This window comes from Ignatzschineria rhizosphaerae, assembly GCF_022655595.1.
GTDB lineage: Bacteria > Pseudomonadota > Gammaproteobacteria > Cardiobacteriales > Wohlfahrtiimonadaceae > Ignatzschineria > Ignatzschineria rhizosphaerae.
Map to the genome: position 1 here is coordinate 2,494,157 of NZ_CP093379.1, position 26,910 is coordinate 2,521,066.

29 protein-coding genes and 5 tRNA genes are annotated in these 26,910 nt (G+C 38.6%); 13 read left to right on the forward strand and 21 right to left on the reverse strand.

The features are described 5' to 3' along the window. The first annotated feature begins 40 nt into the window (after positions 1-40). The gene (locus MMG00_RS11235; RefSeq protein ID WP_242148357.1) at positions 41-817 is read left to right on the forward strand and encodes a rhomboid family intramembrane serine protease; all 777 of its coding nucleotides are present in this window, start codon (positions 41-43) and stop codon (positions 815-817) included. Continuing rightward, positions 817-1,632 carry a hypothetical protein gene (locus tag MMG00_RS11240; protein ID WP_242148358.1) on the forward strand — a complete coding sequence of 272 codons (816 nt, stop codon included), beginning with the start codon at positions 817-819 and terminating at the stop codon, positions 1,630-1,632. The genes MMG00_RS11235 and MMG00_RS11240 overlap by 1 nt, the downstream gene beginning before the upstream one ends. Positions 1,633-1,787: 155 nt before the next feature. Here MMG00_RS11240 and secB read toward each other — a convergent pair whose 3' ends face one another. From secB to prmA, 12 genes are all read right to left on the reverse strand, one after another. Continuing rightward, positions 1,788-2,264, reverse strand: coding sequence for a protein-export chaperone SecB (gene secB / locus MMG00_RS11245; protein ID WP_242148360.1), 477 nt, complete (start codon positions 2,262-2,264; stop codon positions 1,788-1,790). Positions 2,265-2,298: 34 nt separating this feature from the next. Next, complete coding sequence (gene grxC, locus MMG00_RS11250) at positions 2,299-2,565, reverse strand: glutaredoxin 3 (RefSeq protein WP_242148362.1); 267 nt, start codon at positions 2,563-2,565, stop codon at positions 2,299-2,301. Positions 2,566-2,576: 11 nt separating this feature from the next. Continuing rightward, a complete protein-coding gene (locus MMG00_RS11255; protein WP_242148364.1) occupies positions 2,577-3,005 on the reverse strand; it encodes a rhodanese-like domain-containing protein in 429 nt (142 codons plus the stop codon). A gap of 118 nt (positions 3,006-3,123) precedes the next feature. Continuing rightward, entirely contained in the window at positions 3,124-3,855 is a 732-nt protein-coding gene (locus MMG00_RS11260) for a UDP-2,3-diacylglucosamine diphosphatase (protein WP_242148366.1), read from the reverse strand. 7 nt (positions 3,856-3,862) lie between these two features. Further along, positions 3,863-4,366, reverse strand: a complete 504-nt coding sequence (locus MMG00_RS11265; protein ID WP_242148368.1) for a peptidylprolyl isomerase — start codon at positions 4,364-4,366, stop codon at positions 3,863-3,865. 134 nt (positions 4,367-4,500) lie between these two features. Beyond that, the gene (locus tag MMG00_RS11270; RefSeq protein WP_242148370.1) at positions 4,501-4,980 is read right to left on the reverse strand and encodes a copper resistance protein NlpE; all 480 of its coding nucleotides are present in this window, start codon (positions 4,978-4,980) and stop codon (positions 4,501-4,503) included. A 106-nt stretch (positions 4,981-5,086) separates the two neighbouring features. Continuing rightward, positions 5,087-5,674 (reverse strand): peptidylprolyl isomerase, encoded by a 588-nt coding sequence (locus tag MMG00_RS11275; protein WP_432805922.1) that lies wholly within the window; start codon positions 5,672-5,674, stop codon positions 5,087-5,089. A 172-nt stretch (positions 5,675-5,846) separates the two neighbouring features. Beyond that, positions 5,847-6,230, reverse strand: a complete 384-nt coding sequence (locus MMG00_RS11280) for a NirD/YgiW/YdeI family stress tolerance protein (protein WP_242148372.1) — start codon at positions 6,228-6,230, stop codon at positions 5,847-5,849. Positions 6,231-6,579: 349 nt separating this feature from the next. Then, on the reverse strand, positions 6,580-7,146 hold the full coding sequence (gene efpL / locus MMG00_RS11285) for an elongation factor P-like protein EfpL (RefSeq protein WP_242148374.1): 567 nt from the start codon (positions 7,144-7,146) through the stop codon (positions 6,580-6,582). 72 nt (positions 7,147-7,218) lie between these two features. Next, on the reverse strand, positions 7,219-7,491 hold the full coding sequence (locus MMG00_RS11290; RefSeq protein WP_242148376.1) for a helix-turn-helix domain-containing protein: 273 nt from the start codon (positions 7,489-7,491) through the stop codon (positions 7,219-7,221). Between the two features lie 60 nt (positions 7,492-7,551). Continuing rightward, the gene (gene dusB / locus MMG00_RS11295; RefSeq protein ID WP_255836873.1) at positions 7,552-8,499 is read right to left on the reverse strand and encodes a tRNA dihydrouridine synthase DusB; all 948 of its coding nucleotides are present in this window, start codon (positions 8,497-8,499) and stop codon (positions 7,552-7,554) included. Beyond that, positions 8,499-9,386 (reverse strand): 50S ribosomal protein L11 methyltransferase, encoded by an 888-nt coding sequence (prmA, locus tag MMG00_RS11300; RefSeq protein ID WP_242148378.1) that lies wholly within the window; start codon positions 9,384-9,386, stop codon positions 8,499-8,501. Before prmA ends, dusB begins: the two co-directional genes overlap by 1 nt. A 339-nt stretch (positions 9,387-9,725) precedes the next feature. Between prmA and MMG00_RS11305 the strand changes: the two genes are divergently transcribed. Next, entirely contained in the window at positions 9,726-9,980 is a 255-nt protein-coding gene (locus MMG00_RS11305) for an FAD assembly factor SdhE (protein ID WP_242148380.1), read from the forward strand. Between the two features lie 174 nt (positions 9,981-10,154). On the opposite strand, the gene MMG00_RS11310 is transcribed toward MMG00_RS11305, so the two are convergent. From MMG00_RS11310 to MMG00_RS11330, 5 genes are all read right to left on the reverse strand, one after another. Continuing rightward, positions 10,155-10,230 (reverse strand) — tRNA-Thr (locus tag MMG00_RS11310). Between the two features lie 376 nt (positions 10,231-10,606). Further along, positions 10,607-10,682 (reverse strand) — tRNA-Thr (locus MMG00_RS11315). A gap of 74 nt (positions 10,683-10,756) precedes the next feature. Continuing rightward, complete coding sequence (locus tag MMG00_RS11320) at positions 10,757-12,685, reverse strand: tRNA(Met) cytidine acetyltransferase TmcA domain-containing protein (protein ID WP_242148382.1); 1,929 nt, start codon at positions 12,683-12,685, stop codon at positions 10,757-10,759. Between the two features lie 71 nt (positions 12,686-12,756). Continuing rightward, positions 12,757-12,831: transfer RNA gene (locus tag MMG00_RS11325), tRNA-Lys, on the reverse strand. A gap of 151 nt (positions 12,832-12,982) precedes the next feature. Continuing rightward, positions 12,983-13,057 (reverse strand) — tRNA-Lys (locus MMG00_RS11330). Positions 13,058-13,431: 374 nt separating this feature from the next. Between MMG00_RS11330 and MMG00_RS11335 the strand changes: the two genes are divergently transcribed. Next, positions 13,432-14,649, forward strand: a complete 1,218-nt coding sequence (locus tag MMG00_RS11335) for an amino acid permease (protein WP_242148384.1) — start codon at positions 13,432-13,434, stop codon at positions 14,647-14,649. 372 nt (positions 14,650-15,021) lie between these two features. On the opposite strand, the gene fnr is transcribed toward MMG00_RS11335, so the two are convergent. The 3 genes from fnr to MMG00_RS11350 form a co-directional block, all read right to left on the reverse strand. Next, complete coding sequence (gene fnr, locus MMG00_RS11340; RefSeq protein ID WP_242148386.1) at positions 15,022-15,735, reverse strand: fumarate/nitrate reduction transcriptional regulator Fnr; 714 nt, start codon at positions 15,733-15,735, stop codon at positions 15,022-15,024. A gap of 300 nt (positions 15,736-16,035) precedes the next feature. Continuing rightward, positions 16,036-16,392 carry a DMT family transporter gene (locus MMG00_RS11345; RefSeq protein ID WP_242148388.1) on the reverse strand — a complete coding sequence of 119 codons (357 nt, stop codon included), beginning with the start codon at positions 16,390-16,392 and terminating at the stop codon, positions 16,036-16,038. After that, entirely contained in the window at positions 16,385-16,723 is a 339-nt protein-coding gene (locus tag MMG00_RS11350) for a DMT family transporter (protein WP_349775514.1), read from the reverse strand. Before MMG00_RS11350 ends, MMG00_RS11345 begins: the two co-directional genes overlap by 8 nt. 624 nt (positions 16,724-17,347) lie before the next feature. Between MMG00_RS11350 and MMG00_RS11355 the strand changes: the two genes are divergently transcribed. The 7 genes from MMG00_RS11355 to icd all read left to right on the forward strand — a co-directional run bounded on the left by MMG00_RS11355 (position 17,348) and on the right by icd (position 24,769). Next, a tRNA-Met gene (locus MMG00_RS11355) sits at positions 17,348-17,424 on the forward strand. Between the two features lie 70 nt (positions 17,425-17,494). Then, the gene (gene rimP, locus MMG00_RS11360) at positions 17,495-17,971 is read left to right on the forward strand and encodes a ribosome maturation factor RimP (RefSeq protein ID WP_242148392.1); all 477 of its coding nucleotides are present in this window, start codon (positions 17,495-17,497) and stop codon (positions 17,969-17,971) included. A gap of 24 nt (positions 17,972-17,995) precedes the next feature. Beyond that, positions 17,996-19,489, forward strand: coding sequence for a transcription termination factor NusA (gene nusA, locus MMG00_RS11365; RefSeq protein ID WP_242148394.1), 1,494 nt, complete (start codon positions 17,996-17,998; stop codon positions 19,487-19,489). Between the two features lie 51 nt (positions 19,490-19,540). Further along, on the forward strand, positions 19,541-22,165 hold the full coding sequence (gene infB / locus MMG00_RS11370; protein WP_242148397.1) for a translation initiation factor IF-2: 2,625 nt from the start codon (positions 19,541-19,543) through the stop codon (positions 22,163-22,165). Next, entirely contained in the window at positions 22,165-22,557 is a 393-nt protein-coding gene (gene rbfA, locus MMG00_RS11375) for a 30S ribosome-binding factor RbfA (protein ID WP_242148399.1), read from the forward strand. Before infB ends, rbfA begins: the two co-directional genes overlap by 1 nt. Beyond that, on the forward strand, positions 22,541-23,461 hold the full coding sequence (truB, locus tag MMG00_RS11380; RefSeq protein ID WP_242148401.1) for a tRNA pseudouridine(55) synthase TruB: 921 nt from the start codon (positions 22,541-22,543) through the stop codon (positions 23,459-23,461). The genes rbfA and truB overlap by 17 nt, the downstream gene beginning before the upstream one ends. Positions 23,462-23,515: 54 nt before the next feature. After that, complete coding sequence (icd, locus tag MMG00_RS11385) at positions 23,516-24,769, forward strand: NADP-dependent isocitrate dehydrogenase (protein ID WP_242148402.1); 1,254 nt, start codon at positions 23,516-23,518, stop codon at positions 24,767-24,769. A 146-nt stretch (positions 24,770-24,915) separates the two neighbouring features. Here icd and MMG00_RS11390 read toward each other — a convergent pair whose 3' ends face one another. Beyond that, positions 24,916-25,119, reverse strand: a complete 204-nt coding sequence (locus MMG00_RS11390; RefSeq protein WP_242148404.1) for a cold-shock protein — start codon at positions 25,117-25,119, stop codon at positions 24,916-24,918. 150 nt (positions 25,120-25,269) lie between these two features. On the opposite strand from MMG00_RS11390, the gene folK reads away from it, so the two are divergent. Together folK and rdgB are read left to right on the forward strand one after the other, a co-directional pair. Further along, positions 25,270-25,749, forward strand: a complete 480-nt coding sequence (gene folK, locus MMG00_RS11395; RefSeq protein ID WP_242148406.1) for a 2-amino-4-hydroxy-6-hydroxymethyldihydropteridine diphosphokinase — start codon at positions 25,270-25,272, stop codon at positions 25,747-25,749. A 282-nt stretch (positions 25,750-26,031) separates the two neighbouring features. Then, entirely contained in the window at positions 26,032-26,625 is a 594-nt protein-coding gene (gene rdgB / locus MMG00_RS11400) for an RdgB/HAM1 family non-canonical purine NTP pyrophosphatase (RefSeq protein ID WP_242148408.1), read from the forward strand. Positions 26,626-26,910 lie beyond the last annotated feature (285 nt).

Below are 26,910 nucleotides of genomic sequence, written 5' to 3' on the forward strand. Positions count from 1 at the left end.
ATTAACCCATCTTTAATCTTTCATATAGGGTGCGTTTTATATGCTTAAAAACCTTCCGATTGCCACACGAACACTTATTATTGTGAATGTGGGGATCTTCATTTTAACAATGCTGCTTTCAAGCATGGAAGTAGTGGAACTTGATGTAATCTTTGGAAGCTACTATCCAGAATCGATTAACTTTCAATTCTGGCAACCTTTCACCCATATGTTTATTCATGCCGGCATTGGGCATCTTCTTTTTAATATGCTGGCACTCTTTATCTTTGGTTCTACCGTTGAATATCACTTAGGGACAAAGCGTTTTCTGATTCTCTATTTTGTTGCCGGCATGGGATCCTTTATTCTCTTTAATGCCCAAAGCTATTTTACGATTGAGCCATTAAAAAATGCGATTGAATATGTAGATATACGAAGCATTGTTGGTTTTAATGCACAGCTGACACCTGAGATTATTAATGAGAATATTCAGCTCGATCACTTTGGCCGTGCGACTGTCCCTTCCTTTTTTAATACAGTGCCGGAGATCATTGCGCTAGTTCAAGCCTATATCACCCCTATGATGGGTGCATCGGGGGCTATCTATGGTGTTTTAGTCGCTTTTGGATTTCTCTTTCCTAATACCGGCTTATCGCTGGTCTTTATCCCTTACCCAATCAAGGCCAAATATTTTATTCCAGGATTAATCGGATTAGAGATTATTTTAGGATTAATGAATCTCTCTTGGAATCCTGTGGCACACTTTGCCCATATTGGCGGCGCAGTTGCCGGCTTTGCGCTAGTTTACTACTGGAAAAAAAGAGGAGTTATCTACTAATGCGATCGCTTCTTAAAAACCGGCTCTTACTCCCTTTACTCGTGATACTAAGCCTAACGCTAAGCTTTGCGCAGCCTAATATCCATATTAGCCCAGCGGAATTAACCCGAGTTGGGGCGCAAATTTATCAAAATGAGACGGGCGGTAAACTTGAAAATATCGCCGTTTGGAATAATGGGGAGAATTTTCCCTCTTTAGGAATTGGGCATTTTATCTGGTATAAAGCCGGTGAAGCTGCCCACTTTGAAGAGACCTTCCCGGCACTAGTCCAATTTCTACAGCAAAATGGTGCACAATTGCCGGCAATCTTAAAAAAGCATCGCACGGCGCCTTGGCAAAACCAGGCGGCTTTTAATGCCGCAAAATCACGAGGGGAACTCAATGAGCTAATGCAATTTTTAGCAAATACCAAGGATCTGCAAACGCTCTTTATCTATCAGCGTCTACAAGGCGCTTTACAAAAGATGAAGGCAGTATCTACTTATCCTGAGTTTATTGAGATGAAGTTTTATGAAGTTGCCGGCAGTCAAAATGGTTTATATGCCTTAATTGATTATGTGAACTTTAAAGGGGAAGGCATTAATCCTAATGAGCGTTACCACAATCAAGGTTGGGGACTGGTGCAAGTCTTAGAGAATATGGATCTCACTTTTGCTGGCAATAATAAGGCTGAGATTGATGCGGAAATTCTAGCAAGCTTTAGACGCTCTGCGGAGAAAGTCTTAACCGATCGAGTCAATAACGCAGATCCTTCAAAAGGGGAATCCCGCTGGCTTTTAGGCTGGAAGAATCGTATTCAAACCTATCGCCCTTAATTCTTTTATGTCATCACTATTTCCTGCGCCAGCAGTTTTTCCTAAACCAAATTTACTATAAAAAATAGTGCCATTAACCAATATCATAAAAAAAAGCTGAGCCCATTACGGTTCAGCTTTTTTTTGCATTTTAGCTAATACTAAATTTTTCAGAGTTACGCGTCAGTTTTTTTAGATTTTTTCTCATCTTTTGTAGCTTCATTGGCAACTTGCGCTTGGCGCTCTGCATAGACTGCTTCAAAGTTGATTGGTGAAAGAACCACTGGAGGGAAACCTGCACCTGACACTAAGTTATCGAGCGCTTGGCGAGCATACGGATAAAGGATGTTAGGGCAGTAGCCACCTTTAATTGCTTTTAATTGCTCTTCTGGGAAGTTTGCTAATTGGAAAAGACCCGCTTGCTCAACTTCTGCAACAAAGAGAACTTTCTCTTCAAGTTTTGCAGTCACTGTTACTTTAAGCGCAACTTCATGAATTCCTTCTTCAATCACACGCTCTTCATTGCTGAGCTGAATTTGAATCTCTGGATTCGTTGCTGTCTTAAATGCTTCAGGAGCATTTGGTGACTCTAAAGAGACGTTCTTAGTATAAATTCTTAAAATATCAAATGTTGCTTGGTTTTCTTGGCTCATTACGATCTACCTTTTATATATTAAAACAATAAAGTTATTGTGGAAGTTTTCCTGAGAGATAATCATCCAGTTGATTTCTCTTATCTAACATCATCAAATCATCACAGCCACCTACATGGAAATCTCCAATGTAAATTTGTGGGACTGTATTTCTTCCTGAACGTGTTTGACACTCTTCCCAAAGTTTCGGATCGCTATCAACATCAATTTTGATAGGCTCAACACCATGACGTTCAAGGATTTCAAATGCACGACGGCAATAACCACATGTGGCTTTAAAATACACTTCTACTTTTTTCATTCCGTTTCTCCTTAATCCTTAGAAAGAGGTAAGTTCGCCTCCTGCCAACCAACTATACCGCCCACTAATACATTTAAAGGTGCTTGAGGATGCATTTTACGCAGTTTAATACAAGCTTCATTTGCACGTGGATCGGTATCGCTATATACAATAATTTGTTTATTTCCAAATTGCGCTAAACTCTCAAGCTTCTTCTCAAGCTCTGCTGCTGGAATATTCACAGCATTGGGGATATGCAATTTTTTAAAATCTTTTTTACTTCTAATATCAATAAATACAGCGTTATCATCGTTATATTCACGGAGCGCATCGGTAACGCTCATTCGGTACTTCTTTCCTCTTGCCGAGTTAATCTCATTGGCAATGAACAGCGTGACGACAACAACAAATGCCGCGACAAACATCCAATTTTGTTGGATAAAAGGCATAATAGAATTCATATAGTTACTCTTATTTTCATTATTATTTCATGTTCGCTCGTGATAAAACATCACGCAACCAGCGTGATATCTTACGCTATTTTTAGCATAAATGATACAAATCTCGGGAGATCCACCATTATGAGATCATCATGAATGGATCGATTTTAAATATATGGCGACTCAAAGTCCCGTTTTCAAGTCTTAAGTAGTCTCCTTTTTGATCCCAGTCACTTAATACATAACGCTCATACTGATCTAAATGTCTGTGATGCCCGGCTCTATGCGTATGACCATGAATAATAACCTTAATCTGATGATTTAAGAAAAATTGATCCACAAAACTAGCAGTGACATCTACAATCGCTTTTTTAGGCGCATTTTTACTCTTAGTCCGTATTTTATTCGCAAGCTTTAAGCGATACCTTTTAGGCAGGCGCTTTAAGATTGCCAAAACCCAAGGATGACGAATCCATTTTTTATATCGCTGATACTCAAGATCTTCAATACAGAGTTCATCTCCATGAATTAAGAGAATCTGTTCGTTAAAAATTTTAAGTGAATCCCCCACTAACTCCATACTTGCTTTTTTAGCATAATTCGCCCCTAGTGCGAAATCTCTATTACCGGGAATAAAGATAATCTTGGTTCCTTTAGCAGAGAGCGCCGTTAAATAACTTGCCACTTTCTCCGTTAAAGGGGTTTCAATATCATCCCCTGCCCAGAAATCAAAAAGATCTCCCAATATATAGAGCGTATCCGCAGTCGGTGCGATATTTTCAATAAACTCAAAAAAAGCCGTAGCGATATCGCTACGACTTTCACTTAAGTGGATATCGCTAATAAAGAGCGAGATCGGTGCTTTTACCATCAGTTAATTACTCACCAATCACTTCAACGCGTTCGATCAAGATATCTTCAACAGGCACATCACCATGACCACGACGTGAAGTTGTTTCAACTTTCGCCATCGCATCAATCACATCCATACCTTCCGTGACTTGACCAAATACAGCATAACCCCAACCTTGTGGTGTTTGTGATTTATGATCTAAGAAACCATTATCCACTAAATTCACAAAAAACTGTGAAGTTGCTGAATGTGGATCCATCGTACGCGCCATGGCTACTGAACCACGAACATTCTTTAAACCGTTATCCGCTTCATTTTGAATCGGTGCATGATGGCCTTCACGCTTATCAACCATTCCTGGTTCTAAACCGCCACCTTGAACCATAAATCCTGGGATAATACGGTGAAAAAGTGTTCCTTCAAAATAACCATCTTTGGCATATTGAAGAAAGTTTGCCGCAGTAATTGGCGCTTTCTCGTGATCTAAAGTAATTGTAAATTCACCAACACTTGTATGGAACTTAAGCATCTATCTATAACCTCATTGCTAAATTGATAACGAATAACCGCTATCAATATCAAAATTAAATACATCGATACACTCTCAATAAAGTCGTCTTCCTATGAAACCTGACTTAAAAGCCATCGACCTTTAGCTTACAACTATTCTGGAAGCACTTTATGAAGATTGTAATCAAATTGTGATTCGATCTCGATGATTTTACCATCTTTATCAGCAGGGAAGAGAACATTCTCACCTACAAAGTAACGCACCGCACCATCAGGACCGCCAGCAGTTCCCTCTAAAGTCACAACTTGTCCCGCTTTGTTCCACGTGAAACTTCCTTGTTCATCAAAGGTTTGATCCCCATCACGAGTCTCTAAATAGGTCTGTTGATAATAGTATGTGCCATCCTCTTCGAGCACTAATTCCACATTAATTCCTTCACAATCAGCGCAAGGTAACTGCCCTTTATAAATCCCTGCCCAATCTAAGGAGTTTTGTGAGGTATGTTCTCTTTCAAAAACGGCTTCTGTATTTTCCTCTACGACAGCAGGCGTTACTACATCCTCTTTTGGAGTATCGTTACACGCAGCCAATAGCAGAGATGCCCCTAAAACTAATAATAATTTCTTTTTCATATCGCCTCTTCATTGTCGTTTATATAAGATCATTTAATCTGATCTTCCGCTACTTCCATTTAAAAAGCGATTCATTATTGAACCGCTTCTCTCTATTTTAATGACTCTACTCAGGTTTTTCTACAAACTTCATGCTTTCAATCATAATAGGCTCTACAGGCACATCACCATGCATACCACGATCCCCTGTTTTTACTTTTTCCATTTTATCGACAACATCCATACCGCTAACCACTTTCCCAAAAACGGTATATCCATAGCCATCTTGCCCTGGATAATCTAAGAAGGTGTTGTTTTGAGTATTGATAAAAAACTGACTTGTTGCAGAGTTAGGATCCATCGTTCTAGCCATTGCAACGGAACCCCGTACATTTTTTAAACCATTATTGGATTCAATTTGAATCGGCGCTTTAGTCCCTTTTTGATTCATGTCGCTATCAAAACCGCCTCCTTGCACCATAAAACCATCAATCACACGATGAAAAATTAAACCATCATAGTAGCCATCGTCCACATAGTTTTTAAAGTTAGCCACAGTAACTGGCGCGGCTGCTTCATTTAGCTCAAGAACAATATTCCCGGCAGTTGTATCCATCTCTACATAAAGATTAGGGGCTTTAACAGTCTCTTCTGCCATTGCCACACCAGAGATTAATCCTGCCATTAAAGCACCTGCTAACATTAATTTTTTCATTTTTTCTCCTAAGAAAATGATGATTTTCTCTTAATTATTTCTGCTCAACAATTATAAAAATTTGAATCTCTTATCTAAAACTCATTATTCTGTGATATTCCCGAGAAAGCAATAACAAAAGAGCCCGAGAATATCGAGCTACTTTTTAAAATGATCCAAAAGAGACTTCAACTTACTGAATCACTTCAAGATATACTGCTTCAATCTTCACTCGATCTTGGTGACGGCTTTGATCTAATTCCCCTAATATTTTAACCGTTGTCTCAGGAGATACCGGTTGATTGCGCCATAGCTTTTTATCAATCTCGACAATAATCTCCCCTGTCTCATCTTGAAAGAGGTACTTATCTCGATCTCGTCCCTGTTGCGCAATAATATGCCCAACTACCGTCACATAAGTATCATCTGGCATTTGGCGAACAGCTTCAACCTTACTAATTTCAAAGGGGGAAATTAAAAGATCTTGTGGCGGCATCCCCACATCACTACCTGTAAATTGTGCTTGTGCAGAAGTTGCCAAGCCCATAAATACCATTGCTATCAGTAACTTTTTCATTAAAACCTACCTTATTCTCGGATGATTGCTATTGACAGTATAACGAATCTCTCTTAGCTGTTAATCTTTTTTTCAATAAGTTAATACGCCCTTTTTAATAGATATCTTCAAATCAGTTTAAAATCACGGGATCAAATTGCCAGCGCTCAGCGATGAAAAGAGTTATCCCCATTCTATCCGGCATCGTGCAAGTTAATTTGATACACACGCTGTACCCTTAAATACTATTAAAATAGTATTTATTAAACCGATTCGACGATAACTTCTAAAGATCTCTCTAAAACTACTATTGGGACATAAAAAAAGGTGAGACTTCGCTCACCTTTTGACTATCCATTCTTATCTTTAATTACGCGCGGCTTGAATACTCTTTAGTATCGGTATTGACGATAATTTTTGTGCCATTTTCAATATATTCAGGTACTGAAACCGTAATACCTGTTGAAAGTTTTGCCGGCTTATTGCGCTTTGTAGCACTTGCCCCTTTTAATTCTGGCGCAGTATCTACAACTTCAAGCACAACCGTTTGCGGTAATGAGAGCGCAACCGGTGCATCATTAATCAATGATACATAATACCCTTCAATACCTTCTAAAATAAAGCCCGCATCATCTCCTACCATCTTTTCACTCAAATAGTATTGACTAAAGTCTTCACTATCCATGAACACATAGTTTTCACCATCTTGGTAAGAGTAGGTCGCTTCCCTTTTGCTAAGTTGAACATCATCAAGCTCATCATCAGCACGAAGCGAGAGATCTAATTTATGATTATCGGGAATTGAGAACATCTGAATTCGATATGTGGTATTGCCACCCCTAGCCGTTGGCGCAGACTTTTCAACCTCTCGAACCAGATAATAGAGATTATTATGTAAAATAACATCTCCACGACGGATATCATTGGCTTTTTTCATGTTAATACTCCTCAACTCATCGATAATCATAACCGCATACTTGATACGGCGTTTATAACAACTTACCTAATCTTATGATTTATGCTCACGAGGATCAATATCAAAGTAATCCAAGCGTTTTTTCAAAGTTGAACGAGTAATCCCTAAAATTTCAGAAGCTTTTGACTGATTACCATCAGTATATTCTAAAACTTTCTCAAAAAGCGGACGCTCAACTTCATTAATCACTAAACGATAGAGGTTAGGTGGGTATTTCCCATCTAGCATCCCTGAAATTTCGTCTAACGCTTCTTTTACTGACTCACGCAATGGAATATGGTCTTTAAGACGCTCACGAGAAATCATTTTTTACTCCTAAAATATCTGTCAAAAATTAAAGTTACATATGAAAGAACAAATGGCCAACTATTGATTCGAAAAAATCTGGCGAATCCAATCAAGCTGTTTTTCTGGTACTCGCTCCCGCAACATAGCACTACGCCAATCTGCAGGAATTTCTCGGTCCCCTAAGTACCAAAGGATATGTTTACGCGAAACACGAATCCCTTTATCAACGCCATAAAATTCATGAAGCTCACTTACATGATTTAAGACCGTTGCTAATAACTCTTCTTGAGTTGGAAGATACATCTCACCTTGAGATAAAGAGCGAAACAGCCAAGGATTTCCCAAAGCTGCACGGCCAATCATGACCGCATCCGCACCTGTATGACTCAAGACTCGCTTTGCCTTCTCTATTGAATCAATATCACCATTTGCAATAACAGGAATACTGATCGCTTCTTTCACCTTCGCAATCGTGTCATATTCGGCTTCACCAAGAAAGCGATCTTCTCTCGTCCGTCCATGGATTGCTAATGCTTGTATTCCTATCTCTTGTGCGTGTTTTGCAATTGTTACGGCATTTTTGTTCTCACGATCCCATCCGGTACGGATTTTTAAGGTCACAGGAACATCAACTGCAGCAACCACTGCTTTTAAAATCTCTACAACTAAAGGCTCATCTTGTAATAACGCTGATCCTGCTGCTTTTTTACAAACCTTTTTGGCGGGGCATCCCATATTAATATCGATAATTTCGGCGCCACTTTCCACACTAAAACGTGCAGCATCCGCCATCATTGCCGGATCATATCCGACAATTTGTGCACTTACCGGCGCCACTTCCCCGTCATAAGTAAATCGAAGCTGAGATTTCTCTGTTTCCCAAAGCTCAGAGTTTGCATTTACCATTTCGCAAACGGCAAGCCCTGCTCCCATCTCTCGACAAATCTTACGGAAAGGAAGATCCGTTACCCCCGCCATCGGTGCTAGCACGAAAGGCGATGATATTTGATAAGGCCCAATTTTCATTACTGTTTTTTAATACCGTGAAGTCTAGTCCAACCGTCTAAGCTCTTATCTGCTTCAAACGTAAACTCTGCCTCATAAGCCCCTTTTACAAAGGCGGCATCATGATCTAAAAGTCCTGCTAAAACTAAGTGACCACCGGGTTCTACTAAATTTCCTAAGATAGGCGCAAGCTCAACTAATGGTCCTGACAAAATATTTGAAAGAACAACTTTTGCCTTTGTTGGCTTAAAATTCTCAGGAAGTGCCCCGTGAATGACTACATTATTACGCTCCGCATTTTGCGCAGTTGCGTAGATCGCTTGGGGATCAATATCCGTACTAAAGCACTCTTTTGCGCCTAAAAGCTTTCCTGCTATCCCTAAAACGCCAGAACCACAACCATAATCAATAATCGTTTGATTGATAAATTCTGTACGATTTTCAGATAGCCACTCAAGGCACAGCGCCGTTGTGGGGTGTGTTCCTGTTCCAAAAGCTAAACCCGGATCAAGTCTCACGGTCGCTATTTCTGGCTCAGGAGAGGGTAGGTGCGTTGGGCAGATCCATAAATTTTCCCCAAATTTAATGGGCTTATAGTGATCTTGCCAAGCCCTTACCCAATCTTTATCTTCCAATTCATTGGTTTCAACTATCGGCAAATAGGGCTCATCTAAATATTGCACTAAAAAAGCCTTGATCGCTTCAACATCACAAGGGACTTCATAGAGCCCTGTCACAAGCGTATTATTCCATAAGGGTGTTTCCCCTGGAAGAGGTTCGAATATTGGATCATCTTCGCCATCTTTCATCGTTACTGCAACTGCGCCAGATTCCACTAATGCTTCATCTAATGCTTCCGCAGTAAATCGCATGTCAGCTTTCAAAGTTAATTCAAACCATTTATTCATAGTTCACCGTGTCACTAATTTATTGAAGGGAAGAATACTAGCTAAGAAGTAAAACATAATCAAGCAAAAGTGGCGTTGACCATTTCTTTTTGATTTCTTAACCGGTCATAGATCATAACAAAAATCGCTAAAGAATTGCGCATTTATTTTACTTTTTCTCCTTTTGGAGCAAAGAGATATCGGCAAAAGCCTGAAAAAACCATTGCGAAACAGATGACTGACAAAAGCTGTAAAAATTTCTAAAAAGAAGATTCCCCGCCTCCAAACTCTAAACATAGTACACTGATCCTTTATGATTATTTTCAGTTTCACAACTTTTAAAGAGAAGAGGTTATTTAGATGAGTGAAAAATATGATCTAAGAAAAATAAAATGGCGTTCACGTCGTGGCATGCGTGAATTAGATGCCTTATGCGATCGTTACCTTGCCAATCACTTTGAAAGTGCCCCTAACGCAGAGAAAGATCTCTATCTAACGCTATTAGATATGCAAGACCCTGAGCTCTACTCACTACTTATGCATCGTGCGGAATATCCAACACCTGAAATTAAGGCTTTAGTGTTAAAGATGAATCCTGATCTTTTAGATGAGTAAAACTGTACATCATATACCTCAAAGCAGCTTGCATGATCCCGGATAGAACGATTCTAGTACGACTCACAATCAATGCCCGGCATCTTGCAAGCACATCTTCCAAGAAAAAATGCAAAAATAAATAAAAACACAATAGAAAAAGCCCAACTATAAATAGTTGGGCTTCTCTTTATATGGTGCCGGCACCACGAATCGAACGCGGGACCTACTGATTACAAGTCAGTTGCTCTACCAACTGAGCTACGCCGGCTTACTGCATTGCAGGAATAGGATTATAGGGAGGAAAAAACCTTCTGTCAACTCTTCCTAGAAAAATTTGCCACAGATATTCCCCATCCCTTACATAATGTTCTTATCCATCTTATTTTAACAAGGCATTTCTCTTCATACGCTTCCCATAATGAATATACCGGCGCATCGGTATGAGAATCGCAAGAATCGTTCTATCGGGCATCTAGTAAGCTCGTTTGATGCACACATTGTACAATTTTGCTTTGAGAGCAGCGCTTCTTAAACTGAATCGACTAGACGATACTCTTACATACATTCGCCTTACGCCTATACGCCTATATTGATGAAGGCAAGAAAAAACCCAATACTTAAAAGTATTGGGTTGATCTTTGATATGGTGCCGGCACCACGAATCGAACGCGGGACCTACTGATTACAAGTCAGTTGCTCTACCAACTGAGCTACGCCGGCTGAACTACATTTCAGAATTAGGATTATAGGGAGGAATCATAGTGCTGTCAACAACTGCATAACAATAGCTCAATCTAGCTTAATTTTTCTCTTAATAAAGCATTTTCAACACTATGCTTAGCCCGTTTAAAATGGGTAAAAGCATTAATCACGGATTGATCCCTCTCATCAAAAATCCCTGCTTTTGCTTTTTCCTGTAATAGCTGGAAAATCTCTGGGCGATACTCCTTATATTGACAATTTAATGCAGCATCTGCTTTAAACTTTGCAAATGATGCCTCAACCCAATGTAATTCACCTCTCTTTTGAGATTGATCTTGAATGCCCATCCCTTTTAAAACAACCGCTGAATGAAGCCCTGTTGTTTTATCAAGATGAAAACCTAGATGCGCGATTTGATACCCGATAGACTCCCAAAACTGTAATAGATTTACGGTTAATCCAAAGCTGACAGATAAAAAATCAATCTCTGCGCTCACTTTTTCCTCTAAAAAATGAACCATTGTTTGGCCAATACCTAATCGCCTTAAAGGTTTTACAACAGAAATTCGGGAAATTCTAATAGACTTTTCTAGCATTGCCTCTGGAAAATAGCTCTGTCCTGCTAACATCTGCGCCACTAAGTTACCTTTTGGGCGCCTTAAGCCATTAAATACAGTGGTTGTTAACTCTGGAGACAATCCTCCTTCTTCCATTGCCCAAATCGCGCCGATTAACTTTTTTTGATAATAAGCCAAAACAAAGATTTGAGAAGGGGCATCAAAAAGCCGGCGTAAATCTTGAATATTTGTCTGGTAATGCGTGTCATTTAATAGCTGATAAAGATCACTTAATTGGGCAAGATCACTTCGTAAGCTCGCCATATTTTGGCGATTATAAAATTGATACTCGATCTCTTCCTTAAAAAGAGTCGCAGGGGAAAAATGTAAGAGATTAGATGAGCGCTGATTTTGGCAATCGCCTGTTTGTAGCGAACGCAACATTAAATCATCGCACAACTGTTTTAATGGATCATTACCTAAAAAGCGCCATGATTGCTGAAGCTGATAGCCTTTTGTAATCACCACAAGATCTTGGATTTTTTCCCGTAATCCTTGCCCGGTCCCTTCATAATTTTCGACAGATGAGATCATCAAAACTTTATTAAAACGCCGGCATAACCTTTCTAAATGCGATAATGGCATTTTTGCAGCTTCTTCAATAATCAGCGTTTCTAATTGAAGATCTGTCTCTTCAATCGTTAAAAAGAGAGCATCAGGCGCTCTAAACTGTAATCCTTCAATCTCTCGGTATTGCTCAATCGCATTTTGATTAGGCGCTGTGAGAATATAATGACTCGGGTTGTCCGCAATCAGCTTTGCCCCTAACCATGATTTTCCAGAGCCTCTTTTAGAAAAAAGCGTAAAAATCCCTTCTGAGGCAGCAAGAAAATCTTGTGCAATCTGTAATTGCTCATAGTGATAAGCCCCCGCCTTTATCATTACATCCGGCTTTGCGGCAAAAGCGATCTCTTCACTCTTTAAAGGCGGAAAGATTTTCCCCTCTTCTAAACGATAAGCCCATTTAGAAAACAAGCTTTTTAAATAATTATGAAAATAAGGCGTCGCAATCGCTTCCTCATGAAACCTTTGGCTTTCAAAGATTCCCAAATTTTTTTGAGAAAGAATCATTAACATGCCACCTCTCGAAATTGTGGCAGCAATCGATAGAAAATAATCTAAAGCAAAGCCTCTTCGGGCATCAAAAAGTACCGCAGATGTTGTTAATCCTAAGTATTCACGTGTTTTACAGAGCGAAAACACACGATCACAATGAAGAGCAGGTTCATGATCAGAAAAGAAAAGCGCTTGTGGGTAGAGTTTAAAAAAAGCAGAGCAGAGCGCTGAAAGCTCACTATCATCAGAGTCATCACTAAGCTCAACAATCAATACCTCCCGTTTATAGGGATGCTGTATCTCCTTTAACCATTTACCAACCATCTCATTCCCTTCTATTAATCGCACCTTAAGCCTTTTATGATACTGCAGAATATAGTAGGCACAAAAAAACCTCCGTAAACGGAGGTTTTCTAATTTGGTGGGTCATGAGGGATTCGAACCTTCGACCAATTGGTTAAAAGCCAACTGCTCTACCACTGAGCTAATGACCCAAAGAAGAGTTAGTATTATAGTGATTTTTCACTAGAGGTCAACTCTATTTTTGGATAATTTTTACCTAAAAGATAAAAATTTTTGAGAAATACTTCTATTCATCCAATCTCGGAGGATAAAAAAATCTCCTAAAAGGAGATCTTTTTAATTTGGTGGGTCATGAGGGATTCGAACCTTCGACCAATTGGTTAAAAGCCAACTGCTCTACCACTGAGCTAATGACCCCGAGGAATTAGTATTATAGAGATTTAATCCCTATCGTCAACTCTGATACTGATTTTTTTTAGACTTTGTACAAAATAGAGTCAACACCAAAATATATTATAACAATAAACTACTGTTTTAAATCACTCTTTACTCAAAAAGAGAGATCTCTTTTTTCTAAAAATAGCCTCTTGACTAAAAACGATTAAAAAAGCCCTAATATTGGATCTTATAAAAAAAGCATCCAGCAAAAAAGAAAGGAGATCATCTCTATCGCAATCTTCTTAGACATCTGCTTTATTCTCCACTATGATCGTTAATTTAAGAAATAATAAAGAGACCACCATATCCCTTGCCATTTACCTTAACCTACATCTAATAAAGGATTTTCAATTGTGAAAAATCGCGTATTTGGAAGCACGCTTATTATAGCGGGTACTGCCGTTGGCGCAGGAATGCTCGCTATGCCTCTTACATCAGCCCAAATGGGTTTCGGGATGACTTTCTTTCTTCTCTTTATTTTGTGGGTTTTATTAACATTTACCGCACTTCTCTACGCTGAAGTTCATCAATATAGCCCTAATGATGCCGGAATTGCAGGGATTACTGAACAGTACTTTGGCTTAACAGGAAAGCTTATCGTCAATTTTATCCTACTCTTTTTTATGTACGCCGTTTTAACGGCTTATATTACTGGGAGTGGTAATCTACTCTTTAGCTTTTTACCTAAATCTTGGAACCTAGATCCCCAAAAAGCACAAAAAATTGCAGCCCTTACGTTTGCGATCCTCTTTGGTATTATAGTCACGATTGGTATTGCGCTTTCTGATATTACTAACCGCCTCTTTTTTGGTTTAAAAGTTCTAAGCTTTATCGTCTTACTCTACCTACTTTTCGGTCAGTTCTCTGTTAGTAATCTTCAATATACACCAACAGATAATCTCCTACTCTTTTCAGCCCTACCCATCTTCTTTATGACCTTTGGTTTTCATATCTGTACCCCAACGATTAATGAGTATCTACAAGGCAATAACAGACAGCTACGTTTAGCTTGTATCTTTGGCTCTACAGGGATTTTTATTATCTATATCATTTGGCAAATGGCAACTCATGGGGTTTTAGAGCAATCAAAACTCATTGCTATCTTAAATGAAGATCCTAGCTTAAATGGGCTAATTCATGCCTTTGAAATTACAACAGGCAGTAAAACCATTAGTGAAATTGTACGAATATTCTCTGTGTTAGCACTAACAACCTCTTATATTGGCGTTGCATTAGGCTTATCAAATGCCGTAAAAGATCTCTTAGCACATTTTAATATGCGTAAAAATAATTTAATGGTCGGTGCCATTACCTTTATTCCTCCTATTATTGTCGGCTTTACTTACCCTAATATCTTTCTTAGCGCTTTTGCATTTGCCGGTGTCATCTTTGCCTTTATTGGTGTGATTTTACCTGTAGTTCTTGCCTATAAGTCCAGAAAAATACATCCAAAAGGACAACATGTTCGTGGGGGAAATCTATCTTTAATATTAGCGGTTCTCTTTGCACTAATCATTATCTTTGTCGGCTCATTCCCTGAATTACTCAATCTACCTAAGGTTGTCGGTTAATACCTTAAAATAAGATTAAGAGAGCTTTGGGATTAAATTTTAAACATGAGATAGCAAGACAAACCGATTTAAACCGAAAATACCGTATTTTCAAATCAGTTTAAAAACAACTAATCCCGCTTGCAGGAAAGTCAGCTTAAAAGAGACTCAATCAGATTACCGGCACATCGATTATGAGAAGCGTAAAATTGTTCCATCCGGCATCAGGCAGCTTATTTGATTCGCACTTTGTACTATTTTACTTTTAAGACATTGTTTTTAAATCAAATAGATGACAACGCAATTAAATAACCGTAAAAAAAGGGCTATTACAATAATAGCCCTTTCTCTTTATCTACTTTATGATTCATTATTAATCTCTATTAGAGCTAATTATTGAATATCTAAATTGACCATTTCACGTAATTGATCAATATCTAGTAGTTTAATTTGTCGATGATTTACTTCAATCAATCCTTGATCTTGGAGTTTCTTTAAAAGTCTACTCACTGTTTCGACTGCTAATCCCAAGTAACTACCAATATCCGCACGAGACATACTTAATGAAAACTCTGTTGCAGAATAGCCACGACGTTTTAATCTTGTAGAAAGACTTAAAAATAACGCAATTAAACGTGCTTTCGCAGGTTGTGAGCCGATCATTGTCATCATCTGCTCATCACACTTAATTTCATGACTCATGATCTTTAATAGCTGTCTTGAAATATTTGGAATAGTGACTGCAATCGTATCAAGTTGATTATAAGGAATTTCACAAAGACTCGTTGTCTCTAATGTCTTAGCACCGCAAGAATGGGTTCCTGAACTTAACGCATCAAGTCCAATAATCTCACCAGGTAGATAAAAACTTGTGACATATTCGGTACCATCATTTGCAACTTTATAGGTTTTAACAGCTCCAGATCTCACCGCATAGAGAGATGTAAACTGATCTCCTGGATAGTAAATATGTTTTCCACGTGATAGTGGCTTGCCTCTCTGTACAATTTTCTCAAGTTTTACAAACTCGTTATTTTCTAAACCCACAGGGAGACAAAGTTGTTGCAAACTACAATTCCCACATGCGACTTTTATTTTCTTTTGCATGCCTTTTACCTCAAACAAGATATTTTAGCCCCTTATATATTTATACTAAGAGTCCTAATGCGCAATTCTAACACATCAATACGTTAAAACTACATATAATCTACCTAGAATAAATTTAAGGCTATAAATCTATATCTTTTATATATTTAAACTTCCCAATCAATATATCTGTTTAATATTTATTAAATATTTTATACAGCGATACATACTCCCTATTCAAATATATATTAAACCCGCTGTTTACGATATACATTTCATCTTATTTAGGGTCATCTTTACATTTTCTATCAATAATATTTACTATAGAACGCCATCCGCTAGATTTAAAACAACGACCCCCACCACCACTAATGTCAGGCTAATGGCCTTTTGTAATGTGAGTTTTTCTCTAAAAAAAATCGTCCCTGATATCGTCATTAAAACCGTTGATAAACCTGCCCAAACAGCATAACCAATACTCATATCAATACGACTCATCACTAACGTAATAATAAAAAGAAAGAGGGTGTAACCGACAATAACGCCAAGCAGGGTATATTTAGGCGCACCACATCCTAAAAATTTAAGGCTTGTTGTGGCAAAAGCACTGCAAAATATTGCAAAAATGAGTAAAACCCAAACATTAATCGCATCAAAAAAGGCAAAAATCTCAGTCATGAGTCACCTTTTTCTGAGGTTCAAAGGTTAAACCCACAACGCCTAAACTAATTAAGATAAATGCAATAATTTTGGTATTAGATAGATGCGCATCGAAAAAGAGAATATCAATAATAGAGATGGCGACCATTCCAATAGCCGTCCATAGCGCATAGGCAATTGAAATTTGTACTTTCGCAATACAGGCGACAAATGCAACAAACCCAAGTCCGTAAAATACGAGCATCAAAATAGAGGGCAAAATCATATTAAACCCATCTGATAGTTTCATACAAACGGTTCCTATAACTTCGAAACAGATTGCGATGGCCATTAGTAATACAGCTGGCATAATCCCCTTCTCTATCTATTATCTTTTAAATTTATGGATGTCATTCTACACACTTTTTTATGATTATTGCGATCTTATTCATATTCTTTGAGTTAAATCTGACTTCTTTTGAAACATTTAATGAAGCGATCAAAGCTATTTTAAAAGACTTTTAAGGCTTTAACCTTCTCTGATTGATCCTGATATCTCTCGACAAACCTTAAGAATTCATCTTTCATAAATCTTCTTAGTGCCCTAATAAACAAACTTCTAGATACACAACTCCGAAGTTAACGAGTAAATCTCTCGGCTTCAATCACTTCAATCAAAGTTAAGAGAAACAAGCTAAGAAAAACAGATTAAACAATTGCGCATCTAAATTTTTCCCCAAAAATGCATATCACGCGAAAGTCTATTTCTATATAACCTGTCTACCCTCAATGAACTATCACTTCTCTTATTACGCTTACTACAGGCGCGACTCTTTAGCATAGGAGTATATAAAAGCGCTTGCGTACTCATAGAGCAAATAATCCCTCTAAACTAAAAAACCTGTGAAAAACGAAAGAAACCGTGGTTTTATCTTCTTTTTAGAAAAAACATTTGCATTTATGTGAAAGATATATATAATAGCTTCTTCATTGACGCGGGGTGGAGCAGTCTGGTAGCTCGTCGGGCTCATAACCCGAAGGTCGTTGGTTCAAATCCGGCCCCCGCAACCAAACATAATAATAAAAGCCCGTTTTTAAGCGGGCTTTTTGCTTATTCAATTTTTTATGGAAAGCTGCTTTTATGCGTAAAGATCCTTATAATCTGACAGAACTTCTCTCTCCTTCAATCGAAGCGATGGGATACAAGCTTTGGGGCATTGAGTTTCATCCCAATACAAAAAATGCGATTCTTCGTCTTTATATAGATAAAGAAGATGGGATTGGCATTGAGGATTGTGAGATTGTGAGCAACCAAGTCGCAGGTCTTCTTGATGTTCATGATCCTATTACTATGGCTTATACTTTAGAAGTATCATCGCCAGGACTCGATCGTTACTTTTTCTACCCAGAACAGTTCGCAGCCTATAAAGATCAATTGATTGCCTTCCAACTACGTTCCGCAATCAATAACCGTCGCCGTTTTCAAGGTAAAGTCATTGACGTGACGGATACCGAATTAAGTATTAGTATGAAACTTGAAAATGACCAGTTTTCTGAAGAGCCGATATTAGTTCCTTTATCAAATATTGATCGAGCACAACTCGTGATCGACTTTTAAAATTTATAAAAGAGAGTTCTCAACATGAATAATAAAGAAATAATGCTCGTTGCGGAAACCGTATCTAATGAAAAAGGCATCTCTCGTGATGAGATTTTTGCTGCATTAGAATTTGCGTTAGCAGCAGCTGCACGTAGAACTTATACCATTGATGTTGATCTTCGTATTGAGATTAATAAAGCTGATGGTTCTTATCGTACATTCCGCCGCTGGATGGTGGTAGAAGATAATCTTCCTCAAGAAGAGCAAGTTCCTACACGCCAAATTACGCTTTCAGCGGCACAAATTGACGACCCAGAGATTCAAGTTGGGGACTTTATTGAAGATGAAATTGATAATATTCCATTTGCGCGCATTGGTGCACAAACGGCTAAACAGATCATTTTCCAAAAAATTCGTGAAGCAGAAAGAATGCAAATGGCTCGTCGCTATGAGCATCGTATCGGTGAGCTCATCCGTGGTACGGTAAAACGTATTGATCGCGGTAACTTCTATATTGATATCGGCGATAACGATGAAGCATTCTTAGCAAAAGAGAATATGATTCCTCGTGAATCTCTTCGTATCGGCAATCAAATCCGTGCCGTTCTGGAAGAGATTAGTATGGATAATCCAAGAGGCCCACAGATCGTTCTTTCCAGAAGAAGTGATGATCTTATCAAAGCGCTTTTTGAGATTGAAGTCCCTGAGATTAACCAAGGTTCTATCGAGATCATTGCCGCAAGCCGTGATCCTGGTAGCCGCGCTAAAATTGCGGTAAAAACACATGATCAACGTATCGATCCTGTAGGTGCTTGCGTGGGAATGCGTGGTTCACGTGTTCAAAATATTACTAAAGAACTCGCAGGAGAGCGTGTTGATATCGTACTTTGGGATGAAAATCCTGTACAGTTCGTCATCAACGCCATGTCACCTGCAGAAGTTCTCTCTGTTGTGGTCGATGAGGATCATCACATGATGGATATCGCGGTTAGCCAAGATAAACTTTCTCAGGCAATTGGCCGTGGCGGACAAAACGTTCGCTTAGCATCAAAACTCACAGGTTGGGAACTCAACGTCATGGGTAGTGAAGATGCACAACAAAAATATGAGAAAGAATCAGGTCGTACGCTGGATCTCTTCATGGAAGGTCTTAACGTGGATGAAGAGGTTGCTGAAATCCTCATCCGTGAAGGATTCTCCACCATTGAAGAAGTTGCTTATGTCCCTGTTGTCGAGATGCTTGAAATTGAAGAGTTTGATGAAGATATCATCGAAGCCCTTCGTGATGCCGCTGTTGAAGCATTAAATAATAAGAAAGCATTACTCCAAAACTTAGGGGATGCAGCACCAACTCCAGAACTCATCAGCGCACTTGATGACAATGAGTTACTTGCCATTACACTCGCAAAAAATAATATTCGCACATTAGATGATTTAGCAGAACTCTCAACAGATGAGCTATGCGAACTCATTGCAATCGATGAAGAAGATGCAAGTAAGTATATTATGGCTGCAAGACAGAGCTGGTTTGAATAATATGAATAGATAATTTTAGCTAGACATAGAGTGTCTACTTGGAAGATAAGAATGAGTGAAAAAGATAAAACAAAAAGCCCATCAAAAATTACGTTAAAACGCAAAACCCATACAGAGTTAAAAGTTGAAACAGCTCCTGGGCAAGCACGTACGGTTCCTGTTGAGGTTCGTCGTAAACGTACTTATGTGAAGCAGAAACCTGAAGACAATGTTGTAACACCAGATGAGATGGATATCTCAGTTGCAGCGGAAGAATCAGTTTCTGACGCTTCGGCTGTTGCTCAAAAAGCAGAAAAAACTGAGGCTCTTCCGGTAGACACCCCTGAACCAAAAGTAGAAATCGTAAAACAAGAAGTGAATACTTCAGAGAACACAGATAAAGCCGAGATGGAAGCAAAACGAAAAGCGGAACAAGAGGCAAAACGCCTTGAAGCTGATAGAGTTCAAAAAGAACGTCAAGTCGCTGCTAAAGAGCGCGCAGAACGCGAACTTGAAGAGAAAAAAGAAGCTGCAAAAGCGAAAAAAGAACAGCGTGATCGTGCACAACAAGAAGAGATTGCTCGTCTTAATCGCATGGCATCAGCCACAGAAAAACCGGTATCAAAAGTAGCGATTCAATTCCAAACACAAGAGGAAGAAGCGCCTGTTGAAGAACCTGTTATCGAACCTATTGTTAATGATGAAGAGGATGCACCGATTATTAAATCTGTGAAACGTTCTCCAAAATTAGAAGAAGGTAGTGCTGATAAGAAACCTCGTAAATCTAATGCTCGTCGTCATGATCGTGATGATAAAGATTTACGTGCGGAGATCTCTCTTAAGCGTGAAAATAAACGAGGTAATAGCCAAAACCGCCGTCAAACCAAACGCTCACAAGCACCACAACAACATGGTTTCCAATTGCCAACTGTCACAAAACAGGTGGAAGTAGATTTAGGTGAAACCATTAGCGTTGCAGATCTTGCACACAAAATGTCAGTGAAAGCCGCTGAAGTTATTAAAGCGCTCATGAACTTGGGTTCAATGGTGACAATTAACCAATTACTTGATCGTGAAACTGCAGCCATTGTGGTTGAAGAGATGGGTCATACCTTTAAATTTGTAAGTGAAAATCCTCTAGAAGAAGAGCTCATCGCTTCAATTGAACAAGGGGGTACAGATCTTATTAAACCTCGTCCTCCTGTTGTAACAATCATGGGTCATGTTGACCATGGTAAAACATCACTTCTTGACTATATCCGTAAAGAACATGTTGCAAGCGGTGAAGCAGGTGGGATTACTCAGCACATCGGTGCATATCATGTAAAAACAGATAAAGGCGTAATCTCGTTCTTAGATACTCCAGGACACAGTGCATTCGCCGCAATGCGTGCTCGTGGGGCAAAAGTCACAGATATCGTGGTACTTGTTATCGCAGCAGATGATGGCATCATGCCACAAACAATTGAAGGGATTCAGCATGCTAAAGCATCTAATACGCCGGTGATTGTGGCGGTAACTAAAGTGGATAAACCTACCGCTGATAAAGATCGTATCATGTCAGAATTGACACAATACGGCATTGTTTCTGAAGAGTGGGGCGGTGAGAACCTCTTTGCCTTTGTTTCTTCAAAAACAGGGGAAGGCATTGACCATCTATTAGATCAGATCTTAGTACAAGCGGAAGTTTTAGAACTAAAAGCAATTGCTGAAGGTCCTGCTCGTGGTTCTGTGATTGAGTCTAAGCTCGATCGTGGTCGTGGTCCTGTTGCTTCTATCTTAGTTCAATCAGGTCTTCTTAAAAAAGGGGATATCCTTCTTGCCGGTTATGAATATGGCCGCGTAAGAGCATTGATTGATGAAAATGGACAACAAGTTGATAGCGCGTCTCCTTCTATTCCGGTAGAAGTAATTGGTCTATCTGGGGTTCCTAATGCAGGGGACGAAGTTATGGTCGTTCCTGATGAGCGTAAAGCCCGTGAAATTGCGCTTTTCCGTCAAGGTAAATTCCGTGAGATCAAACTTGCAAGACAACATAAATCAAAACTTGAAAACCTCTTTAATTCAATGGGTGAAGCAGAAACAAAACGCCTCAACATTGTGCTTAAAGCAGACGTTCAAGGTTCTATCGAAGCAATTGTTAATGCGCTTCATGAGTTATCAAATGATGAAGTAACGGTAACCGTTGTCGCAAGTGGCGTAGGTGGTATTACAGAATCTGATGCAAACTTAGCAGTCTCTTCTGATGCACTTGTCATTGGATTTAACGTTCGTGCGGACAATAGTGCTCGTAGAATTATTGAAGAAGAAGGTTTATCTCTTTACTACTACAGCGTGATCTATGATGTCATTGATGAAGTGACAAAAGCATTAATTGGTAAACTTGCTCCACAATTTAAAGAACAAATCATTGGTATCGCAGAAGTTCGTGATGTCTTTAGATCTCCAAAAATTGGAGCAATTGCCGGCTGTATGGTAACGGAAGGTTTAATTAAACGTCATAGCCCAATCCGTGTCCTTCGTGATAATATTGTGATCTATGAAGGCGAACTTGAATCATTACGTCGCTTTAAAGATGACGTTAACGAAGTTCGTGCAGGTATTGAGTGTGGTATCGGTGTGAAAAACTATAATGATGTTCGCACAGGTGACCAAATCGAAGTATTTGAAACAGTGGAAGTAGAACGCAAACTATAATGAGTAATAATTCACGTTTAAAACGCATAGATGAGCAGCTCCGTCAGGAGCTCTCAATGCTTATTCGCAAAGAGATCAGTGATTCACGTGCCATGATGGTTTCCATCACCTTAGTGGAAACGGTACGGGACTTTTCTCAAGCTAAAGTCTATATCACCTATTTAGGTCCTAAAGAGGAACGAGGTGAAATTATCGACTTACTCCATGAGTATGGTCCTGAATTTCGCCGTCAACTTGGGAAGATATTACGCTTACGGACGATTCCTCGTTTTCATTTTATTTACGATGATCTCCTTGAAAAGAGTAATGCGATCACTTCCCTTATTACAGAAGCGATTCGTTCCGACGAACTAAAAGCTGAGAAAAATCGCCCAGATGAATCAGAAGATTAAACATAAACGCCGTCATATTGACGGCATTTTGCTTTTAGATAAACCTAAAGGCATCACTAGTAACCACATTTTACAAAGAGTAAAAAGACTCTTCAATGCTGAAAAAGCAGGCCATAGCGGAACATTAGATCCCATGGCAACAGGCATGCTGCCCATCTGTTTTGGAGAAGCAACCAAATTTGCAGGTCAACTTCTGGATAACCACAAAACTTATCAGTTTACCTGTAAGCTTGGGGAAAAAACCTCAACCGGAGATGCCGAAGGCGAAATTATTGAAACAAAGGCTATTGCGGAAAATTTAACAGCCTCACACATAGAAAATGCCCTCAATAGCTTTCTTGGGGAGATCTCCCAAATTCCTCCAATGGTTTCCGCTCTTCATCATGAAGGTAAAAGACTTTATGAACTCGCGCGAGAAGGAATTGAGGTTGAGAGAAAAGCCCGTAATATTACGATTTTGTCACTGACTTTAGATGAGTTTAATGAAACCTCTTTTACCGCAACCGTTACCTGTTCTAAAGGGACTTACGTTAGAGTATTAGCAGAAGATATTGCCCAAAACTTACAAACAGTGGGGCATTTAACAATGCTTAGAAGAGTGACTATTCATCCTTTTGAAAATGAGACCTTAATTCCTTTTTCAAAAATAGAATCATTAAAAGATCAATTAGATAGTTTAGATGCTTTATTACTTCCGATTGATCGTGCCGTCACTGATTTACCAATACTCACCTTTAATCAGGAGGATTCTGCCCGCATTCTTCATGGACAAAGGATACGAATAGAAGGTACACTCGATAGTAATTTATATCGCCTCTACAGTGACGATAACCAATTTTTAGGGATCGGTGCGCCTAATACGCCAACCTCAATTGGCCCGAAACGCATCATCCAACAAAGTTAAATTTTTTAATTGAGATTCACTTTTTTAATTTTTAATATTTATTTTGGAGGGTTTATGAGTTATCAACATATAGTTGTGCCAACGGGTGAGAAAATTACCATTAACAAGGATTTTTCTCTCAATGTACCCAATAATCCCATCATCCCTTTTGTTGAAGGGGATGAGGTGGGTGCAGAAATCACCCCAGTGATGAAAAAAGTCATTGATGCTGCTGTTGAGAAAGCTTATGGAAATGAGAAAAAAATCTCATGGATGGAAGTTTACGCAGGTGAAAAATCTACAAAAGTTTACGGTAAAGATGAATGGTTACCTAAAGAGACTTTAGATGCGCTTAAAGAGTTTATTGTTTCTATTAAAGGCCCTTTAACAACACCAGTTGGTGGCGGTATCCGTTCACTTAACGTAACAATGCGTCAAACACTTGATCTTTATCTCTGTATGCGCCCCGTACAATACTTTGCCGGCGTTCCTTCACCTGTGAAAGAGCCTGAAAAAGTAGATATGGTTATTTTCCGTGAAAACTCAGAAGATATCTATGCAGGTATCGAGTGGGAAGCAGGATCACCGGAAGCAAAAAAAGTGATCGATTTCTTACAAGGGGAGATGGGCGTTAACAAAATTCGTTTCCCAGAGACTTCAGGTATTGGAATTAAGCCTGTTTCAATCGAAGGAACTAAACGCCTTGTTCGTAAAGCGATTCAATACGCCATCGACAATGATAAACCTAATGTCACCCTTGTACATAAAGGAAATATCATGAAATTCACAGAAGGTGGATTCCGTGATTGGGGATATGAGCTTGCTCGTGAAGAATTTGGGGCAACCTTAATTGGTAATGGTCCATGGTGTGAATTTAAAAACCCAAAAACAGGAAAAATGATCACTGTTAAAGATAGTATCGCTGATGCTTTCTTACAACGTATCCTTTTTGAACCTGAAAAATATACCGTTGTGGCAACATTAAACTTAAATGGTGACTACATCTCAGATGCGCTCGCTGCGCAAGTGGGTGGTATCGGTATTGCGCCAGGGGCGAACCTTTCAGATTCCATCGCGATTTTTGAAGCAACTCATGGTACAGCACCTGATATTGCCGGTAAGAATATTGTCAATCCTGGTTCCATTATTTTATCAGCAGAGATGATGCTTCGTCATTTAGGCTGGACTGAAGCTGCTGATTTAGTCATTAAAGCGTTAAATGGGGCTATTAGTTCGAAGAAAGTGACTGCAGACTTCGCTAAGATGATGAAAGATGCAACACAAGTCTCTACAAGCGAATTTGGAGACGTAATGATTAGCAATATGTAATCATTATTTTCTCTAGAGAAGGAAAAAGCCTCTAATAAAATTAGAGGCTTTTTTGTGTCCGGTCATTTTTGTTCTATAGGTTACTAATTAATGCATAACTAACAATTCAATGGAACAACTAACTCCCTTACTTTCTTACTTAAATATTAAGCAGGTTTACAAACAGTTGTTTGAAGACCACGATCTGACTCTTTGGCATCAAACTCAACTTTTTGACCTTCCGCTAAAGTACGAAAGCCATCACCTTGGATAGTAGAGAAATGTACGAATACATCAGCACCACCGTCATCAGGAGTGATAAAACCGAATCCTTTGGATTCATTGAACCATTTTACAGTTCCAATACGCATAAAAAACCTCAAAAATAAATCTATATGATTTAAAATCATATTTAAAAATAGAAACTGTCTACGCTACATTTGTAGGTAGACAGCTCTAACATTAAGCGGAAATTCCACTAAATGCAAGATATATATTTTAATTATTTAAAAAGGTCCTCTATGCACATCGCTTACCTATCCCTTGGTTCAAACATTAATAATCCTCTTGAACAGATCAAAATCGCCCTCAAAGAGATTGATAATATTCCAAAAATTAATCTATTAAATATTTCCTCTCTTTATAAAACACCGCCTATTGGGCCAAAACAACCCGATTTTATTAATGCCGCTATTAAGATTAATACCTCACTTTCAGCACATGATCTGCTCACAAAAATGCAAGAAATAGAGCAAGCACATCATCGAAAAAGAGAGATCCATTGGGGGCCTAGAACGCTTGATATTGATATAATTTTATTTAATAAAGAGCAGATCTCTACAGAAAGACTCACCGTTCCACACCCTTTTATGCAAGAGCGAGCTTTTGTTTTGGTTCCTTTACTGGAAATAGAACCCATGCTAGAAACACCACAACATGGCTCCTTACAAGAGATCTTAAACAAATTGCCAGAGCGCCATGAAATTCAAATCATTGCATAATATTAAAGTTTAATTCGCCATTAATCTTCCCATAATAGTCTCTTAAATATCTTCAGGTGATTTTGATAAATCTTCCATAATCACCGATTTTGAGAGTAAAAATTAAAAAAGATAATCCTTTCCTAAAAGGATCCTATCCCAAATCTATTAATGATTTTAAAGTCACTTCTCTTTGAAATCTTCGTAAAACCCCGAGATTTATCTCGTAAGATCAGCTCATAATAATATCGTTCAATAAATTTAAAATTGCGATTATTCCCCAAAACAACAAAAGGATTTTCTATGAAAAAAATTGTCATTGCTAGTAATAATGCCGGTAAGATTGCTGAATTTAAAGCACTTTTTGAGCCATTAGGAATTGAAACACTCTCTTTAAAAGAGGCAGGAATTATTTCAGATCCTGAAGAGACAGGCCTTACTTTTATCGAAAATGCCCTTATTAAAGCAAGAAACGCGGCCAAAATAAGTGGATTACCTGCGCTAGCTGATGATTCAGGCCTTGTTGTCCCCCATTTAAATGGCGAACCTGGCATTTACTCAGCAAGATATAGCGAAGAAGCAACCGATAGTGCTAATAATGCCAAGCTATTACAAAAAATGAGCAACTTTCAAGATCAGGAACGCGCCGCTTACTTTAAAGCTGTTTTAGTCCTTGTTCGTGATGAAACAGATCCCGTTCCTTTAATTGCTGAAGGGGAAGCTCATGGTTTTATTACGAAAGAAATTTTAGGTTCTGGCGGATTTGGCTACGATCCTCTCTTCTATTTTCCTGATAAATCTCAAACTTTTGGCGAATTATCGAGTGAGGAAAAAAATCAAATTTCACACCGAGCGATCGCTCTTCAAAAGCTATCAACAAAATTAAATACTTTATAAACAACTAGATAGAACAGTTATACACAAAAAATTTAAATCAAGGTAGGATAAGTTATCCACAAAAATGTGGATAAGTAGTGGATAACTTTCATCTTTTTTATCGACAAACTCCTCCATATATTTGTACATGGACTTTTCAACAGCGAAAAATAGGCTTAAGATAAGTTATTCACTGATTTTTACCAAAAACTGTGGATAACTATAGCTGCTCATCATCATCTATTCTTTATAAAAGAGATGATATTAATAAAAGACCACAAGAATTTATTCATTTGATAGCAGTTT

Excerpts from the sequence above, each read along its gene's own strand:
- MMG00_RS11235 (WP_242148357.1), top strand. The coding sequence starts at position 41 with ATGCTTAAAAACCTTCCGATTGCCACACGAACACTTATTATTGTGAAT.
- MMG00_RS11240 (WP_242148358.1), top strand. The coding sequence starts at position 817 with ATGCGATCGCTTCTTAAAAACCGGCTCTTACTCCCTTTACTCGTGATA.
- secB (WP_242148360.1), bottom strand. The coding sequence starts at position 2,264 with ATGAGCCAAGAAAACCAAGCAACATTTGATATTTTAAGAATTTATACT.
- grxC (WP_242148362.1), bottom strand. The coding sequence starts at position 2,565 with ATGAAAAAAGTAGAAGTGTATTTTAAAGCCACATGTGGTTATTGCCGT.
- MMG00_RS11255 (WP_242148364.1), bottom strand. The coding sequence starts at position 3,005 with ATGAATTCTATTATGCCTTTTATCCAACAAAATTGGATGTTTGTCGCG.
- MMG00_RS11260 (WP_242148366.1), bottom strand. The coding sequence starts at position 3,855 with ATGGTAAAAGCACCGATCTCGCTCTTTATTAGCGATATCCACTTAAGT.
- MMG00_RS11265 (WP_242148368.1), bottom strand. The coding sequence starts at position 4,366 with ATGCTTAAGTTCCATACAAGTGTTGGTGAATTTACAATTACTTTAGAT.
- MMG00_RS11270 (WP_242148370.1), bottom strand. The coding sequence starts at position 4,980 with ATGAAAAAGAAATTATTATTAGTTTTAGGGGCATCTCTGCTATTGGCT.
- MMG00_RS11275 (WP_432805922.1), bottom strand. The coding sequence starts at position 5,674 with ATGAAAAAATTAATGTTAGCAGGTGCTTTAATGGCAGGATTAATCTCT.
- MMG00_RS11280 (WP_242148372.1), bottom strand. The coding sequence starts at position 6,230 with ATGAAAAAGTTACTGATAGCAATGGTATTTATGGGCTTGGCAACTTCT.
- efpL (WP_242148374.1), bottom strand. The coding sequence starts at position 7,146 with ATGAAAAAAGCCAATGATATCCGTCGTGGAGATGTTATTTTACATAAT.
- MMG00_RS11290 (WP_242148376.1), bottom strand. The coding sequence starts at position 7,491 with ATGATTTCTCGTGAGCGTCTTAAAGACCATATTCCATTGCGTGAGTCA.
- dusB (WP_255836873.1), bottom strand. The coding sequence starts at position 8,499 with ATGAAAATTGGGCCTTATCAAATATCATCGCCTTTCGTGCTAGCACCG.
- prmA (WP_242148378.1), bottom strand. The coding sequence starts at position 9,386 with ATGAATAAATGGTTTGAATTAACTTTGAAAGCTGACATGCGATTTACT.
- MMG00_RS11305 (WP_242148380.1), top strand. The coding sequence starts at position 9,726 with ATGAGTGAAAAATATGATCTAAGAAAAATAAAATGGCGTTCACGTCGT.
- fnr (WP_242148386.1), bottom strand. The coding sequence starts at position 15,735 with ATGCAAAAGAAAATAAAAGTCGCATGTGGGAATTGTAGTTTGCAACAA.
- MMG00_RS11345 (WP_242148388.1), bottom strand. The coding sequence starts at position 16,392 with ATGACTGAGATTTTTGCCTTTTTTGATGCGATTAATGTTTGGGTTTTA.
- MMG00_RS11350 (WP_349775514.1), bottom strand. The coding sequence starts at position 16,723 with ATGCCAGCTGTATTACTAATGGCCATCGCAATCTGTTTCGAAGTTATA.
- rimP (WP_242148392.1), top strand. The coding sequence starts at position 17,495 with ATGCGTAAAGATCCTTATAATCTGACAGAACTTCTCTCTCCTTCAATC.
- nusA (WP_242148394.1), top strand. The coding sequence starts at position 17,996 with ATGAATAATAAAGAAATAATGCTCGTTGCGGAAACCGTATCTAATGAA.
- infB (WP_242148397.1), top strand. The coding sequence starts at position 19,541 with ATGAGTGAAAAAGATAAAACAAAAAGCCCATCAAAAATTACGTTAAAA.
- rbfA (WP_242148399.1), top strand. The coding sequence starts at position 22,165 with ATGAGTAATAATTCACGTTTAAAACGCATAGATGAGCAGCTCCGTCAG.
- truB (WP_242148401.1), top strand. The coding sequence starts at position 22,541 with ATGAATCAGAAGATTAAACATAAACGCCGTCATATTGACGGCATTTTG.
- icd (WP_242148402.1), top strand. The coding sequence starts at position 23,516 with ATGAGTTATCAACATATAGTTGTGCCAACGGGTGAGAAAATTACCATT.
- MMG00_RS11390 (WP_242148404.1), bottom strand. The coding sequence starts at position 25,119 with ATGCGTATTGGAACTGTAAAATGGTTCAATGAATCCAAAGGATTCGGT.
- folK (WP_242148406.1), top strand. The coding sequence starts at position 25,270 with ATGCACATCGCTTACCTATCCCTTGGTTCAAACATTAATAATCCTCTT.
- rdgB (WP_242148408.1), top strand. The coding sequence starts at position 26,032 with ATGAAAAAAATTGTCATTGCTAGTAATAATGCCGGTAAGATTGCTGAA.